Annotated in this window: 21 protein-coding genes and 1 tRNA gene; 10 read left to right on the forward strand and 12 right to left on the reverse strand. The window is 68.0% G+C overall.

The genetic code is table 11. The features are described 5' to 3' along the window. The first annotated feature begins 83 nt into the window (after window positions 1-83). Window positions 84-157 (forward strand) — tRNA-Ile (locus HHX41_RS04760). An 84-nt stretch (window positions 158-241) separates the two neighbouring features. Here HHX41_RS04760 and HHX41_RS04765 read toward each other — a convergent pair. From HHX41_RS04765 to HHX41_RS04775, 3 genes are all read right to left on the reverse strand, one after another. Next, window positions 242-700, reverse strand: coding sequence for a site-specific integrase (locus HHX41_RS04765; RefSeq protein ID WP_220503860.1), 459 nt, complete (start codon window positions 698-700; stop codon window positions 242-244). A gap of 112 nt (window positions 701-812) precedes the next feature. After that, window positions 813-1457 carry a hypothetical protein gene (locus HHX41_RS04770; RefSeq protein WP_169983591.1) on the reverse strand — a complete coding sequence of 215 codons (645 nt, stop codon included), beginning with the start codon at window positions 1455-1457 and terminating at the stop codon, window positions 813-815. 559 nt (window positions 1458-2016) lie between these two features. Beyond that, the gene (locus tag HHX41_RS04775) at window positions 2017-2472 is read right to left on the reverse strand and encodes an ArsI/CadI family heavy metal resistance metalloenzyme (protein WP_182904947.1); all 456 of its coding nucleotides are present in this window, start codon (window positions 2470-2472) and stop codon (window positions 2017-2019) included. A gap of 119 nt (window positions 2473-2591) precedes the next feature. On the opposite strand from HHX41_RS04775, the gene HHX41_RS04780 reads away from it, so the two are divergent. From HHX41_RS04780 to arsM, 5 genes are all read left to right on the forward strand, one after another. Next, the gene (locus tag HHX41_RS04780; protein WP_182904948.1) at window positions 2592-2966 is read left to right on the forward strand and encodes a metalloregulator ArsR/SmtB family transcription factor; all 375 of its coding nucleotides are present in this window, start codon (window positions 2592-2594) and stop codon (window positions 2964-2966) included. Further along, window positions 2963-3706 (forward strand): MIP/aquaporin family protein, encoded by a 744-nt coding sequence (locus HHX41_RS04785; RefSeq protein ID WP_182904949.1) that lies wholly within the window; start codon window positions 2963-2965, stop codon window positions 3704-3706. The genes HHX41_RS04780 and HHX41_RS04785 overlap by 4 nt, the downstream gene beginning before the upstream one ends. Before the next feature lie 32 nt (window positions 3707-3738). Then, window positions 3739-4146, forward strand: a complete 408-nt coding sequence (locus HHX41_RS04790; protein ID WP_310741777.1) for an arsenate reductase ArsC — start codon at window positions 3739-3741, stop codon at window positions 4144-4146. An 89-nt stretch (window positions 4147-4235) separates the two neighbouring features. Further along, the gene (locus HHX41_RS04795) at window positions 4236-4571 is read left to right on the forward strand and encodes a helix-turn-helix transcriptional regulator (RefSeq protein ID WP_182904950.1); all 336 of its coding nucleotides are present in this window, start codon (window positions 4236-4238) and stop codon (window positions 4569-4571) included. Between the two features lie 11 nt (window positions 4572-4582). Beyond that, window positions 4583-5362 carry an arsenite methyltransferase gene (gene arsM, locus HHX41_RS04800; RefSeq protein WP_182904951.1) on the forward strand — a complete coding sequence of 260 codons (780 nt, stop codon included), beginning with the start codon at window positions 4583-4585 and terminating at the stop codon, window positions 5360-5362. A 262-nt stretch (window positions 5363-5624) separates the two neighbouring features. On the opposite strand, the gene HHX41_RS04805 is transcribed toward arsM, so the two are convergent. Further along, window positions 5625-6449, reverse strand: coding sequence for a PRC and DUF2382 domain-containing protein (locus HHX41_RS04805; RefSeq protein ID WP_182904952.1), 825 nt, complete (start codon window positions 6447-6449; stop codon window positions 5625-5627). A 372-nt stretch (window positions 6450-6821) separates the two neighbouring features. Here HHX41_RS04805 and HHX41_RS04810 point away from each other — a divergent pair, with 372 nt between their 5' ends. Then, window positions 6822-7307: a hypothetical protein gene (locus HHX41_RS04810; RefSeq protein ID WP_182904953.1), complete on the forward strand. Its 486-nt coding sequence runs from the start codon at window positions 6822-6824 to the stop codon at window positions 7305-7307. A gap of 83 nt (window positions 7308-7390) precedes the next feature. Beyond that, window positions 7391-7528: a hypothetical protein gene (locus tag HHX41_RS04815; protein ID WP_182904954.1), complete on the forward strand. Its 138-nt coding sequence runs from the start codon at window positions 7391-7393 to the stop codon at window positions 7526-7528. On the opposite strand, the gene HHX41_RS04820 is transcribed toward HHX41_RS04815, so the two are convergent. Both HHX41_RS04820 and HHX41_RS04825 read right to left on the reverse strand, forming a co-directional pair. Then, window positions 7515-8096, reverse strand: a complete 582-nt coding sequence (locus tag HHX41_RS04820) for a hypothetical protein (RefSeq protein WP_182904955.1) — start codon at window positions 8094-8096, stop codon at window positions 7515-7517. The two genes, HHX41_RS04815 and HHX41_RS04820, sit on opposite strands and share 14 nt — an antisense overlap. Further along, window positions 8078-8416: a PadR family transcriptional regulator gene (locus HHX41_RS04825; protein WP_182904956.1), complete on the reverse strand. Its 339-nt coding sequence runs from the start codon at window positions 8414-8416 to the stop codon at window positions 8078-8080. The genes HHX41_RS04820 and HHX41_RS04825 overlap by 19 nt, the downstream gene beginning before the upstream one ends. Before the next feature lie 87 nt (window positions 8417-8503). Here HHX41_RS04825 and HHX41_RS04830 point away from each other — a divergent pair, with 87 nt between their 5' ends. Then, window positions 8504-9010: a DUF2306 domain-containing protein gene (locus HHX41_RS04830; protein WP_182904957.1), complete on the forward strand. Its 507-nt coding sequence runs from the start codon at window positions 8504-8506 to the stop codon at window positions 9008-9010. A 181-nt stretch (window positions 9011-9191) separates the two neighbouring features. Here HHX41_RS04830 and HHX41_RS04835 read toward each other — a convergent pair whose 3' ends face one another. From HHX41_RS04835 to HHX41_RS04855, 5 genes are all read right to left on the reverse strand, one after another. Next, a complete protein-coding gene (locus HHX41_RS04835) occupies window positions 9192-9428 on the reverse strand; it encodes a hypothetical protein (RefSeq protein ID WP_169983848.1) in 237 nt (78 codons plus the stop codon). A gap of 127 nt (window positions 9429-9555) precedes the next feature. Beyond that, window positions 9556-9729 carry a heavy-metal-associated domain-containing protein gene (locus HHX41_RS04840; protein WP_182904958.1) on the reverse strand — a complete coding sequence of 58 codons (174 nt, stop codon included), beginning with the start codon at window positions 9727-9729 and terminating at the stop codon, window positions 9556-9558. Between the two features lie 24 nt (window positions 9730-9753). After that, window positions 9754-10035 carry a metal-sensitive transcriptional regulator gene (locus tag HHX41_RS04845; protein ID WP_169983850.1) on the reverse strand — a complete coding sequence of 94 codons (282 nt, stop codon included), beginning with the start codon at window positions 10033-10035 and terminating at the stop codon, window positions 9754-9756. 105 nt (window positions 10036-10140) lie between these two features. Next, complete coding sequence (locus HHX41_RS04850) at window positions 10141-11574, reverse strand: MFS transporter (protein ID WP_182904959.1); 1434 nt, start codon at window positions 11572-11574, stop codon at window positions 10141-10143. 136 nt (window positions 11575-11710) lie between these two features. Then, window positions 11711-11986: a heavy-metal-associated domain-containing protein gene (locus HHX41_RS04855; RefSeq protein ID WP_182904960.1), complete on the reverse strand. Its 276-nt coding sequence runs from the start codon at window positions 11984-11986 to the stop codon at window positions 11711-11713. A 190-nt stretch (window positions 11987-12176) separates the two neighbouring features. Between HHX41_RS04855 and HHX41_RS04860 the strand changes: the two genes are divergently transcribed. After that, a complete protein-coding gene (locus tag HHX41_RS04860; protein ID WP_182904961.1) occupies window positions 12177-13019 on the forward strand; it encodes a M56 family metallopeptidase in 843 nt (280 codons plus the stop codon). Window positions 13020-13131: 112 nt separating this feature from the next. On the opposite strand, the gene HHX41_RS04865 is transcribed toward HHX41_RS04860, so the two are convergent. After that, on the reverse strand, window positions 13132-13764 hold the full coding sequence (locus HHX41_RS04865) for a TetR/AcrR family transcriptional regulator (protein ID WP_182904962.1): 633 nt from the start codon (window positions 13762-13764) through the stop codon (window positions 13132-13134). Window positions 13765-13779 lie beyond the last annotated feature (15 nt).

The raw sequence follows: 13779 nt of genomic DNA on the forward strand, positions 1-13779 counted from the left end.
CCCGGACACGGTAAGCTTTTCCTCGTTCGGAACGACGGATTCGCCACCGGAAACGGGATGCGGTAACGTTCGTTGCGCGGTGCGGGGCTATAGCTCAGTCGGTTAGAGCGCTTCCCTGATAAGGAAGAGGTCCCAGGTTCAAGTCCTGGTAGCCCCACCCAGCTCAAAGGTCGCTTTCCAATAACAGGAGAGCGGCCTTTTTGATCTTTGTGTGTCTATCTGCGTGACTAAGCTCCGTGGATCACGTGTTGAAGATCTGATCCATGACCACCGCGCCGCCCTGGAGAACGGGCCGGATCTGCTTCCGGTACACGAGTTCCGTCACGGCTGTGCTGCTGTGCCCGACGAGTCGAGAGATCTCTTCCAGAGGAACCCCGGAGTCAGACAGGAGAGATACGAAGCTGCGGCGCAGCTCGTGCTCGTCCCGGTGCTGCCGGAGCACGTCCACGCAGCGTTGAGGCAGCGCGAGTGTACGGCGAGACTTCCTGGTCTTGGTGTCTCCACCGGCCCGCACCGAACGCCAGACCGCTACATACGGCGGAACAGGAGGAGTCGCGTCCGGCAAGCCCTCCAAGTCCACGTGATCCCACGTCAACGCCCGAAGCTCCTCGGTTCGAGCACCGGTCAGCAGCGACACCACGACGTAGGCGTACAAGCTCCTGCCCTCAGCAGCCTCTAGAACCTCCCCGGCTTGCGCCACGGTCAGAGCCTTGGACGGACGGCCCTGCTGGCCCTGAGGCACACCCAACGGGCAGGGGCTGACCCCCGTAGCGGCACACCGCACCGTGGGCGTACCGGCTGCCGAAGGCCATCTAGTCGGCCTCGCTCACTTGCCTGGGGGAAGCCTGTGCCACTGGAGCCCGTGTCGGACTATCTGGCGGAGCCTTTGAGCGCGTCCGCCAAAGGGCGACAAGCACGATCGCGATTCCGACGGCGGACTCGCCGATGTAGGGGGTCCAATCATCGACGGCCCAGAGGAAGAAGAGCGGAGGCGGGAGGAGTTGGCGACCTTGTACAAGCGCGACAACCAAGATCTCACCAGCTACGAGTGCCCCCACGACAGGCCACAACGACCGGGGCCGACTGCGACCGATCCAGGCACCGGCCGCACCGAGAAGCGGTCCCGTAACGAAGCCACCAAGGAAGTAGAGGCGGTTGGCCTGTGCCTCCACGAGAAACTCGGTGAAATACCCTCCCCCGCCGAGATGACCGGCCAATACGGCCGTGAGAGCAGCATAGAAGCCGGTGAGTGCCACGAGGGTGCTGGTGAAACCCATGAGTGCCCCGCGCGGCACCGTCCGACAGTTCACTGCAGGGAGCAAAGCGACCAGAAGCCAGGGAGCACTCAGGTTGCCGATCCCGGCTCTCAGCCCAGTTTCGTCCCCCTTGAACAGCCCGGCCGCCACGCCGAAAGCCGCCGCAAGGAGGAGGCCGAACAACACCCGTCTCCCATTCATGACGCGAGCCTAGTCACCCTACGTCCACGGTTCACACGGCTGAGGTCTCGTTTCGGCTGGGCTGGAAGGTGCAAGGCTCCCCCGCCCCCGCTGCCCAGTCTTCGCGGCGACCGGAACCCGTCAAGTCCGGCAGGTGTCGGCAGGACGACCAGCGCGCACGGAAGGTCACCGGGAACATGGACACACGAAGCCGGACTTGACAGAACCCGGCCGACAGTCGCGATTCCTGGCAGCTATCGGGGGCGGGGGGCTGTGGTGCGTGACGAGCGTACGGCGGGACAGGGCAAACCCGCAGGTCAGCGGCTCAATCCTGCGTGACTAACTGCGTGACAACGTCAACGGACGACGCTGGACACTCGCGGACGACGACGGACGATCGCAGCAGGTAGCAGCCTCACGCGACCAGCCCGAACGAGCCCCCGGATTCCCTGATAAGGAAGAGGTCCCAGGTTTCGTCGGCCGGAGCTTGTGCGTCTCCACGATCCGGGCGAAGGACCGGGCGAGGTTGCGCGGTTCGATCGGACTGCCCGATCTGGTGCCGGGCGTCTTTCCGTCTTGCCTAGCAGCAGGACTTGCTCGCGCTCGCCGTCTCCTTTTCGGCGTCGTCGGTGGCGCAGCGGACGGAGTCGGTCTGCTTGGTGAGGGTGTCGGCGTCCGCCTTGACCACGTACACCTCCCAGGGCTCGCCGCCGGGGCCGTGGACCCACACCTTGTCCTGAAGGGCGTAGCAGCAGGTGGTGTCGTTCTCCTCGAAGGTCGCCAGGCCGGCCTCCTTCAGGCGGTCGGTCGCGGCGGTGACCTGGGCGGTGTCGTCGACCTCGACGCCGAGGTGGTCCATCCGGGTCGCCTCGCCCTCCTCGCCCTCAAGGAGGACGAGCTTGAGCGGGGGCTCGGCGATGGCGAAGTTGGCGTAGCCGGGCCGCCGCTTGGCGGGCTCGACGCCGAACAGCTTGGAGTAGAACGCGATCGAGCCTTCGAGGTCGGCGACGCGCAGAGCGAGTTGAACACGGGACATGGGTGTCCTCCCTTGGCCGTGAAGCGGCGGGCCAAAGCCGCCCGTCTGCTTCGATGAGCTTCTAATCAACGGATATCCGGAGTTTGTGCCCTTGCCTAGACCTGTGTCAAATTAGAGATATGTCGAAGCAAGTGCTGCCGATTGTGGACGCGGACGCGGCGTGCTGCGCACCGCTGGCGTGCGAGCCCCTGTCGGAGAGCGAGGCCGCCGAGGTGGCGCCGCTGTTCAAGGCGATCGCCGACCCCGTACGGCTGCGCCTGCTGTCGCTGATCGCCTGCCACGAGGGCGGCAAGACCTGCGTGTGCGACCTGACGGCGGCTTTCGACCTGACCCCGCCGACCATCAGCCACCATCTCAAGGTGCTCAAGCAGGCCGGGCTGATCGACTCCGAACGCCGGGGCACGTGGGTGTACTACTGGATCAAGCCCGAAGTTCTGGCCCGCATGTCGGCCCTGATCGGCCCGGCGTCGCCCGTCCTCGCCGGTACGGCGTGACCACGGGCATCGGACGGCGGGCGTTCGCCGAGTTCTTCGGTACCGGCCTGCTCGTCGCCGTGGTGATCGGATCAGGCGTCATGGCCGTGCGCCTGTCACAGGACGTCGGGGTACAACTGCTGGCCAACAGCGCGGCCACCGCGGCGGCTCTGCCGGTCATCATCATCCTGGTCGGGCCGATCTCCGGCGCGCACCTCAACCCGGTCGTCTCCCTGGTCGACTGGCTGCTCGGGCGCCGGGAACGGAGCGGGCTGAGCGCTCGCGAGGTGGTCGCCTACCTGCCCGCCCAGGTCGCCGGAGGCATTGCCGGGGCGGTGCTGGCCAACCTCATGTTCGCCCTGCCGCCCGTGACCGCCTCCACCCACATACGGTCGGCCCCGTCGCTGTGGCTCGGCGAGGTCGTCGCGACCGCCGGCCTGGTCGCGCTCATCGTCGCCCTGGCCCGGCAGGGCCGTGCGCATCTGGCCCCGCCGCTGGTCGGCGCGTACATCGGGGCCGCGTACTGGTTCACCAGCTCGACCAGCTTCGCCAATCCCGCCGTGACGATCGCCCGGGGCTTCTCCGACACCTTCGCCGGGATCGCCCCGTCCTCCATCCCCGCGTTCGTCGCCGTCCAACTGCTCGGCGCCCTCGTCGGAGCGGTCATCGCCGTCGCCCTGTATCCCGCGTCCGGCCCGGCCGGAGCCGACGCCCGCCAGGACGACGGGGGCCATGACGTCGTCGTACCGCACTCGTCCTGATCACCGCCGCTGACCCCGCCAAGGAGTCCCACGTGTCCGACATCCCCGAGGTGCTGTTCGTCTGCGTGCACAACGCCGGACGCTCCCAGATGGCCGCCGCCCTGCTAGACCGCCACGCCGCCGGTCGGGTACGGGTCCGGTCCGCCGGATCGGCTCCCGCCGACACGATCAACCCTGCCGTCATCGCGGTGATGGACGAACTCGGTCTCGACCTGTCCAAGGAGTTCCCCAAGCCGCTGACGACCGAGGCTGTCCAGGCCGCCGACGTCGTCATCACCATGGGCTGCGGGGATGCCTGCCCGATCTTCCCCGGCAAGCGCTACCTCGACTGGCAGCTCGACGACCCCGCAGGCAAACCCGTCGACCAGGTCCGCCCGATCCGCGACGAGATCGACCGCCGCGTACGCGACCTGCTCGCCGAACTCGTCCCCGCCCACTAGAACGACGTCATCTCGGACCGGCTCGGCGTCCGCTGGGCCGGTTTGTTGTTCTTCCGCTTCAGCACTTCATCGTTTATCGTCGATTAACGATGAATGAGGGAACGACGCCGCTCGACCGGGCCACCGCCGCCGAGTACGCCAGTTGGTTCAAAGCCTTGGCCGACGCCACACGCATTCAGATCGTGACCCTGCTCGCCCGCGCCCAGAGGCCGATGGCGGTCAAAGAGATCGTCGAGGCCGTCGAGGTCGGGCAATCGACCGTCTCCGCGCACTTGAAGGTGCTGGCCGAGGTGCGGTTCGTCCTGGTCGAGCATCGCGGTACGGCCAGCCTGTACCGGATCAACGGCGCCTGCGTGGAGTGCTTCCCCACCGCCGCCGACGTCGTCATGGGCCGCCCCGTTCCCGACCCTGTGCCGCCCTGCTGAACGGAGATGACGTGTCCGAGAACGTGGAAGCAGTCAGAGCCGGTGTCGTCACCCGCTACGGCGAACTGGCCAAAGCCGCCCAGGCAGGCAAACAGGTCATCGACTGCGAGCCGCAGGAGTTCACCGACGGCTGCTTCGGTGCGGCCGGCTACGACGACACCACCGGCCTGCCCGACGGAGCCCTCCGGGCCAGCCTGGGATGCGGAAACCCGGTCGCCGTCGCCGACCTCCAGCCCGGCGAAACCGTCCTCGACCTGGGATCGGGCGGAGGCATCGACGTCCTGCTCTCGGCCCGCAGAGTCGGCCCGACCGGCAAGGCGTACGGCCTGGACGCCACACCCGAAATGATCGAACTCGCCCGAGCCAACGCCACCGAGGCCGGAGCGACCAACGTCGAGTTCCTGCACGGCCACATCGAGGACATCCCGCTCCCCGACGGCAGCGTGGACGTGGTCATCTCCAACTGCGTGATCAACCTGTCCGCCGACAAACCCCGCGTGCTCGCCGAAGCCTTCCGCGTGCTCAAGCCCGGCGGCAGGCTCGGCGTCTCCGACGTCATCGCCGACGACGGACTCGACCCCGCCCAGCGCGCCGAGGCCGAACACCTCGTCGGCTGCTCGGTCGGCACCCTCACCGAAGCCGAGTACCGCGCCCTGCTCGCAGAGGCCGGGTTCACCACGTACACGATCACGCGCACCCACGCCGCGAACGGTGGCCTGCACTCGGCGATCGTTCATGCGTCCAAGCCCTCCGCGCCGCCCGGCGTCCATCCGCCCCATGCAGGAGGCTGACGCCGCCCAGGTCCTCGCCATCGACCAGGCCGGTCTTGACGGCGGAAACGCCGGCTTCGAGACCACGGCACCGACCTGCAAGCCGTGCGGCAGCTATCTGCGTGGGGATTCCCAGCTCGCGGCGGCGTTCCCGGACGGCTGGGGATGTCAGCCCGTTCCAGCTGTTCCCTCTGGAGTGTGGCCGGGCACGCCGTTGCCCCGGCGGCGCTGGAGCTGCACCGGGGCAACGGATCCGGTTGAGGAGCGAAAAGGGGGGGCGAGCTCAGCGGGTGGAGCCGTAGCCGTCGCCGGAACCGTAGGCGCGGCCGGTTCCGTCGACGTCGCCCTCGACGTCGATGCGCTCCTTGCGGACCTCGCCGCCGATCCGCTTCCGGTCGGTCACCTGCTCCTTGGCCATGTGGGCCCGCTCGACCGGCACGGTCCGCTTGTCGACCACCGGGCGCTCCTCGTGCAGCGTCACCTCGTGCTCGGAGCCGGTGATGTCCGGGCCGCTCAGCGCCTCGTCCTGGTTGGCGTCGGTTATCGGCTCACGCTCGATCCGCACCTTCTCCCGGGTCACGGGTACGTCGACCTGCTCGTGCTCGGTGACCACGTACTTGCGCAGCCGGGCCTGGCCGGTGCGGTGTCGTTCGGTGCCGATCTCCAGTTGCTCCTCCGAGCGGGTCATCGCGTCGTCGCGGCCGATGCCCATGCGGTCGCGCTCCCGGCGTCCGCCCGCGTCGGCCCAGCCGGTCTCACCCGGCTGGTTGGCGCGCTCCCAGGAGGAGTCCCAGTCCAGGTCGTAGTAGCGGTACAGCTGCCGCTCCTGCTCGGGCGGCAGGTGCCCGTCGGCGTCCAGGTCGACGTCGGGTGCGTCCTTGACGCGGTCCTTGTCGTAGGGAACCTCGACATGGTCGGCCACCAGGTCGGCGTCGCGCAGCGGGACGAAGGTCTCCTTCATGTTGAACAGCCCGCTCTTGACGCACAGCCATTCGGGCTGCCCGGTGGCATCGTCGAGGAAGACGTGCTTGACCTCGCCGATCTTGTCGCCGTTGAGGTCGTAGACCGGGTGGTCGAGCACCATGGGGATCTGCTCGTGAGTGATCACGTGCTTCTCCTTGCGTTGTCGCTTGATCGGTCCTTTGCCGACGTACCGCTCACATGAGGATGAAAACCACTTCTCTCGACATTTTTGTGACCTTCCGGGTCCGGGCCGGACCCCCGGCCGGCGCCGCAGCGTCGCGTGACCACCCCTGTAGCTCCCGGAACATCTCGGCCTGCACTCCCCGCATCCTGGTCCGCGCCGCGCGCGACCCCCGGGTAGCGACCCTTTCCGAGCGGGGCGAGAGCGGCAAAGAAGCGACCACCCACAGCCCAGATATCACACGTTCGAAGAAGAGCCGTGGGGTGAGGGGTATGAGTAGGTTTGTGGCACTTGTGCCCAAGGCGTACATGTCCAGACGCGACGACCAAGGCGGGTGTGGATCAGATGGGTGCCAAGGGTGCGCAGAGCTTTTTCGGCGTAGAGGTGTCCGCCCGAGGTGTGGCTGTCGCCGCGCTCGTCATCGGCATGTCGGCTCTCGCGGATGTGCCGCAGGCGTCGGCAGCGCCGATACCGCAGGGCGTCCACGCAGTGAATCGTGATTGTCACGGCCTTTACGGCCATGGATCCGGCAAGGGCAAGGGCAAGCGGCACGGCAGAGGTGGCGTCAGGCAGAGCACGAGCGGCGTCAACACGGCCAACGCGCCCACGATCAGCAGCCCAGCCCGTCAGCGGATCAAAGGCAGGCGCAACGTGAACGCCCCGGCAGCCAACAGCGCCGTCGACTTCTCCGGCATTCAGCAGGTGTCAAGCGTCAGCGTGTTCACCAACTCCCTCAGCGGCAACTGCAGGAGGGGAAACGGGGACTGCGTGATCAATCAGAACCTGCGCAGTATCGAGAGCAGAGGAGGCATCGGGCACTAAGAACCATGCCCGCAGATCCATAGGCATGGCGCTCCTTATCACCGACACTCCTGAGCTCCTGATCACCGCAGGGCTTTCGCCGTGTGCGACCCCGCCCAGCGGCCGAGGCCGAACGCCTCGTCGGCTGTTCGGTCGGCACCCGCCACCACATCGGCCGCCATCACCACTGCTGGCGCGACGTCGTCTTCCTCGAACGCCGCAGCACCGTCACGGGCGCATGACCAGTTCGGGTATGGCTTGGGCCGCCAGCATGATCCTTGTGATGCTGCCGGTCATCGCCACGAGCAGCAGCAGGGAGGGCGGTGGCAGAAGTGTGAGGACCGTGCCCAGCATGACCGTGTCCAGGACGGCCACGGTTCCCGTGCCGACGAGTGCGGCCAGCCGTACCGTGCGGTAATGCCGTCCCTTCCGGATGGCGATCAGCAGCATGAGTACGGCCGACCCCAGGAGGAGGCCGAGGGCCAGGCGCGATGACAGCGGGATCGTCGAGGCCCAGACGTTGCCGGTGACGAGAACGGCTCCCCAGCTCAGCCCGACGATCGGCCCGGCCGCGAGCAGCCTGAACGCGGCTTTCCTGCCTGGAGAGGCGCGGACGAAGGCGGCGGTGACGGTGTCGGCGTCGCCGAAGTCCGCCAGTGCGGCCCGGGCCGCCGCGTCAGGATCGCCGAGCCGCTCCATCTGGTCGTCGTACGCGGCGAGGAGGCCGTCGGCGAGTTCCTCCACCACGGGATCGGGCAGCCGCTCGGCGAGCGTCTGAAGGTGACGTTCGATCAGTTCGTGGCCGGCCACGGTCCACCACCCAGTGCCGCGGATATGACGGCGGCGAACTCCTGCCAGTGGTCGCGTGCCCCCGCCAGCGAGCGTCGCCCCTGCTCGGTCAGCTCGTAGGTGCGTCGTCTGCGACCGCCCACCACCGACCAGCTTCCCTTGATCAGGCCTGCGCGCTCCAGACGGTGCAGCGCCGGGTAGACGGTGCCGGTGGGCAGGTCGAGTCTGCCGCCTGTGGCGTCACGCAAGGCTTCCTTCACCGCGTAGCCGTGCTGCGGCCCGCCCTCCAGCGTGGCGAGCAGGAGGCCATCCAGGTGTCCTTTGAGTGCTTCCGCCCTCATAGGTAGTAACGCTACATCTGCTCTTTCCATCGGCCAAGACCCGGAGTAGCGTCACTATAGGTAGCAACCCTACGCATTGGAGATGCGATGGACACCATCGACATCTTGGGCACTCCGATCCCCAACGCCGGACCGGTCTTTCTCTCCGCGCTCGCGGTCCACGTAACCGCCGGGATCACGTGTGTGATCTGCGGCGCGATCGCCGCATTGATGAGAAAGGGAAGCCCACGACACATGCGATTCGGACGCGTCTACCTGTGGGGACTGGCCGTCGTCTACGTCAGCCTTACCGTCATGTCGGTGATTCGCTGGCGAGAGAACATTCACCTGTTCGGCATCGGTACTTTGGCGATCATCACTGCGCTGACGGGGTACGCCAACCGCCGGCAGCGGCCCGACGTCCACATCCTCGGAATGGGAACGTCCTACGTCCTGCTCCTGACCGGCTTCTACGTCGACAACGGCCCACATCTGCCGCTGTGGGACAGGCTTCCGGCCATCGCCTACTGGCTGCTCCCGGCCCTGATCGGCTCCCTCTTGATAACACGCGCCATCGCCCGCAGACGCCATCCGAACGCACCAGCCCGAACGTGACACCCGACCACAGCCACATGCCCTGCCGAATTGTGCTCAGCCGATCCCGGCCGGCGGCGACTCGGGCCGCCTGACGCACACCAGCCCGCCGTAACCGGCCCCGCGTGCCGCTGCAAGTGATCGCCAGTCAGTGCGAGCACGAGCTGGTGACCTCCTCCGTGAGGACCCGCCGGCCTGTAGGTCACGCGTCACTTCTGGCGATGTCTTCGCTCCCCGACAGGGCCGTGTCAGCGATCCGTTCCTGCTGCGCGATCTCGGCGTGTAGCTGCCCAAGGTCGTCGGCATCGACGGTACGGAAGGCACCTGCCATCTCGGCTGCGCGGCCGAAGGGGCGCTCGCGGGTCGCCCACAACCGCCCGGCATCGCTCCGCAGGATCCGCCAACCATCGTGCGACCGGGGTTCGGGGAGCGTGTTCACGTGCGCAAACACTATCTGGTCATGATCACTGTGAGATGCACGGGGTGTGTTTTTATCCTCTTGGACGGCCGGGAGGGAGGCGGCGGGAGATAAAACCACACCGAGTAGAAGATCTTTGTACCGGGGTTCACGCAGGGAATGGCACATGCGTAGCCGTCAGCAACCGGTTCATGTCGCTTTCGACCGTCACAAGCCCGGTGGCCGGATCGACCTCGACGCCGGTGACACCGGGAACCTCACCGACCTCCTCCTTGACGGAGCTGGCGCGGTGGCCGCGGGTCATGCCGGCGGCGGTGGTCATGACGCTTCTCCTTCGCTCGGTCGGTCAGGAACGGACGAGACGGGCGACGGCGTCGGAGGCTTCCTTGATCTTGACGTCGGCCTCGGTGCCCCCCTTGGCGATGGCCTCGGCGACGCAGTGCGCCATGTGCTCTTCGAGCAGTTCCAGGGCGAACGCCTGGAGTGCTTTGTTAGCGGCCGAGACCTGGGTGAGGATGTCGATGCAGTATTTGTCCTCGTCGACCATTCGCTGCAGTCCGCGGACCTGCCCCTCGATCCGGCGCAGCCGCCTGAGGTGGTCTTCCTTGGTCCCCGTGTATCCGGCCATCTCCCCGCCTTGCTCTGCTGACGTCTGTTGTCTCGATTGACACCCTACCCCCCTAGGGTATCGCGTGGGCCCGCCACTTCCAAGGACGGGCCCACTCGGCGTCACTCACACCTGTGCGGATGCCGCTTCGGCGTCCGCTGCGGGGGACACGGCGGATGCGGGCGTGCGCATCAGCAGCAGGGTCAGCACGGCCCCCGCCGCGGCCACGACCGCCGCACCGGTGAAGGCGGCCTGGAAACCGTCGGTGAGCGCGGCCGGGGCGGTCGCTCCGGCGGCTGTCGCGCCGGTGGCGAGTGCGGTCATCACGGCCAGGCCGAGCGCCGAGCCGATCTGGTAGGTGGTGTTGACGATGCCCGAGGCCAGCCCGCTGTCCTCGGGTCGAGCGCCGGACATCGCCGACATCATCGCGGGGATGTAGGCCAGGGACATTCCCACCGCCGCGACCAGCGAGGCGGGCAGCACGTCGGCGACGAAGGTCCCGTCCGGCCGGACCAGGGACAGCCCGGCAACTCCCGCGGCCAGTACGCCGAGCCCGATGACGATCAGCGGCTTGGCGCCGAACCTGCCGAGCAGCCGGGCGGTGATCCCGATCATGAAAATCATGATGGCGATCGTCATGGGAAGCAGGGCCGCTCCGCTGGGGAAGGCGCTGTAGCCGAGGACCTGCTGCAGGTAGAGGTTGAGGAAGTACCACATCGGGATCCAGGCCGCGCCGAGCAGCGCCATCGCGAGGTTGGCGACGGCCAGCCCGGGGGTGCGCCAGATCCCCAGCGGCATGAGCGGCTCCCGGATCACGCGCTGCACGAGCAGGAACAGCGCGAGCAGCACGACCGCCCCCGCCAGCTCCAGCAGCGTGGCGGCAGAACCCCAGCCCTGCTCGGGTGCCCGGACGATCGCGAACACGGCCAGGGCGATCCCGGCGGTGACGGCGACGCCGCCGAGCACGTCCACCGACCCACGTCTGCCGGCCACCGCTGGCAGCAGTGCGGGCACGGCCAGCAGGGTGGCGACGCCGATGGGGACGTAGACGATGAAGACCCACGGCCAGCTCAGGTACTCGGTGATGACCCCGCCGAGGAACACTCCGGCGGTGCCGCCGGCCGGCGCCGCCGCGCCGTACAGGGCCATGGCCTTGCCGAGCTCCCGCGAATCGTGTCCGAAGAGCATCATGAGCAGGGTCATCGAGGCCGGGGCGATGAGCGCGCCGCCGACACCCTGCACACCACGGCCGAGGATCTCCACCCAAGGACTGCTCGCCGCGGCGGCGACGGCCGACCCGGCGATCAGGACGATCCAACCGGTGGTGAAGACCCTGCGGGCACCGAACAGGTCGGACAGGCGGCCTCCGAGCAGCAGCAGGCCGCCGAAGGCGATGACGTAGGCGTTGAAGACCCACTGCAGCGCGTCCGGGGAGAAGGCCAGATCGCGCTGCATGTCGGGTAAGGCGACACCGATGATCGAGGTGTCCATGATGACCATGAACTGCGCGGCGGCGAGCACGACCAGTGCCCGCCACCTGCGCGGATTGACGGCGTTCATGCCGCACTCCTGTTCTTCGCATCCGCCGTGCTGGGAGGATGCGCTAGAGGGTTGGGTGTGATGCCGAATCGGACCGGCCCCGCAGGTGGGCGTGCATGCCAGTGCACGCCCACCGCCTTCTTCAGGGCGCGACCCGCTAGGACCGGCTCCCCAGCTGGTAGCCGGCCTGCTCCACCGCGGCGCGGATCTCCTCGTCGGTGAATCCCGCGCCGCTGACGGTGACCGCGCCAGCCGGCAGGTCGACCGCCACGCCGGTGACGCCGCCGATCTTGCCGATCTCCCCGGACACCGACGAGACGCAGTGGCCGCAGGTCATCCCGCTCACCGAATAGACCCTGCCGTCCGCCGCATTCGCCTCAGCGGCCACCTCGGCCTGAGCCGACTCCGTACCGCACGCGCATGCCGTGCACATGTCCGTCCTCCTTTGTTTACTACCCCCTGGGGGTATGCTGGGAGAGACCGTAACATACCCCTAAGGGGTTTGTCCTCCGGGGCTGTCGGCCGACTTCCACCCCCCCGCCCCGCCATCGCCGCGACTTCTGAACCGAAGAGATGTGGCAGACGAATCTCCTATTGGAGATAGGCGAACCGAGACCGCGGGGTTGCCCGGCACCGCCGTAGCACTGTGGACCGCCGCCCTCGCCGGCACCATGCTGGCCTTGACCGGGCTGACCGCTATCGCACTCGTCTGGCCCTCCACTCCCGGTCACCGGCTCGTCGACTGGCTCGCCGACTGCCTGCCGAAGGACGGCCATGCCATATCCCCGGTGGCGGCGCTCGCGACAGTTCTGCTCCTCGCGGCGGGGATCACCTCGCTCGGCCTGGCCGTGCCCAGGGTGGTCCGGACCGTACGGGAGCGCCGCGAGCACCGGCAGATGCTCGACGTGGTCGCGAGGGACCTCGCCGGGACACCGGACGTCCGCGTGCTCGAGCACCCCATGCCGTTGATCTACTGCCTCCCGGCGCGAGAACGACCCATCGTCGTGACCACAGGCGCGCTCGACCAGCTGGAACCGGCCGAGGTCGAGGCGGTGCTGGCCCACGAGCGCGCGCACCTGCGGCAGCGGCACCACCTGGTCCTGATGCTGGCCGACGCACTGCGCGCCGCGGTCCCCTGGCTCGGCACGCTACGGCTCGCGCACACCACCCTGCCCGGCCTGCTGGAACTGGCCGCTGACGACCACGCGGCACACCATCACGGAAGGGCTCCCCTGATCGGTGCGCTGCAGAAGCTCGCAGTCACGTCCTGCTCAGCGGGTGCCCTGGCCGTCAACCCCGTCACCACGCACATAGCCAGGCTGAGAATCGCCCGGCTGACCTCTCCGCAGACGCCCCCACGGCTGCCTCACGTCAAACCCCTGTCGTGGCTCGCCGTCGCCTCTGCGGTCGGCGTCCCCGCCGTACTGGTGACCCTGGGCGTGATGATGCTGCCGCTTCCTTGCTGAGCGTTCACCAGACATGCCATGACGCTTTCCCAATCGCGTCGAGGGACAGCTCTGTGCGCCCTGCTGGTTGACCCGGGACGGCTCTACAAACGGGCAGGAACGGGCGCCGATTTCACTGTGCAGGGGATTGCGGCCGAAGCATGGCCAGCAGTGTCGAAGTCAGCAGCGAGGGAGCGGCATCCTCCGTGACCTTTCCCGCCTCTACTTCGTCGGCCGCGGTGTGGATCAGGCTGAACAGGCTGGTAACCATCCAGTCGATCGGCAGGTCCGTACGGAAGACACCCTCCTCCTGCCCCCGGGCGACGAGGTGTTCAGCCCGGTGGCGTACGGGGTCGTGGTGCCGGCTGAGCCGCTCGGCTCCCAGCGTGGCCGTCGCGTGGGCGCGCAGCCGCCGGTAGTGATTGAGCACCTGCCAGGTCGAATCGATCAGGTCCGCCAAGGCTCGGTCTGCTGAGCCGTGGGAGCGGGCCAGGCAGTCGTCCATCGCCTGCTCCGCCTTGCTGATCGCGTGCACGACCAGCGCGTCGATCAGGTCCGCCCGGGAGGGGAAGTGCGCGTAGACGGTGACCCGGCCCAGCCCGGCGGCGCGGGCGACGTCGGCCATGCTGACGTTGTCGTTCCTGCCGAACAGGTCCAGGGCGGTGGCGAGGATGGTGGCGATGTTGCGCTCGGCGTCGGCCCGGCGGGGCGAGTCGTCCTCGTCCCGCCGCCCGTCCGCCGTACGGGTGTCGCGTGCCGTGACCATGGATGCAGCCTAGGT

This window comes from Microbispora sp. H13382 (assembly GCF_014161445.1).
Classification (GTDB): domain Bacteria; phylum Actinomycetota; class Actinomycetes; order Streptosporangiales; family Streptosporangiaceae; genus Microbispora.

Bases quoted from the DNA above. Each gene is read 5' to 3' on its own strand.
- HHX41_RS04770 (WP_169983591.1), bottom strand. From the start codon at position 1,457: ATGAATGGGAGACGGGTGTTGTTCGGCCTCCTCCTTGCGGCGGCTTTC.
- HHX41_RS04775 (WP_182904947.1), bottom strand. From the start codon at position 2,472: ATGTCCCGTGTTCAACTCGCTCTGCGCGTCGCCGACCTCGAAGGCTCG.
- HHX41_RS04780 (WP_182904948.1), top strand. From the start codon at position 2,592: ATGTCGAAGCAAGTGCTGCCGATTGTGGACGCGGACGCGGCGTGCTGC.
- HHX41_RS04795 (WP_182904950.1), top strand. From the start codon at position 4,236: ATGAATGAGGGAACGACGCCGCTCGACCGGGCCACCGCCGCCGAGTAC.
- HHX41_RS04825 (WP_182904956.1), bottom strand. From the start codon at position 8,416: ATGAGGGCGGAAGCACTCAAAGGACACCTGGATGGCCTCCTGCTCGCC.
- HHX41_RS04830 (WP_182904957.1), top strand. From the start codon at position 8,504: ATGGACACCATCGACATCTTGGGCACTCCGATCCCCAACGCCGGACCG.
- HHX41_RS04840 (WP_182904958.1), bottom strand. From the start codon at position 9,729: ATGACCACCGCCGCCGGCATGACCCGCGGCCACCGCGCCAGCTCCGTC.
- HHX41_RS04845 (WP_169983850.1), bottom strand. From the start codon at position 10,035: ATGGCCGGATACACGGGGACCAAGGAAGACCACCTCAGGCGGCTGCGC.
- HHX41_RS04850 (WP_182904959.1), bottom strand. From the start codon at position 11,574: ATGAACGCCGTCAATCCGCGCAGGTGGCGGGCACTGGTCGTGCTCGCC.
- HHX41_RS04855 (WP_182904960.1), bottom strand. From the start codon at position 11,986: ATGTGCACGGCATGCGCGTGCGGTACGGAGTCGGCTCAGGCCGAGGTG.
- HHX41_RS04865 (WP_182904962.1), bottom strand. From the start codon at position 13,764: ATGGTCACGGCACGCGACACCCGTACGGCGGACGGGCGGCGGGACGAG.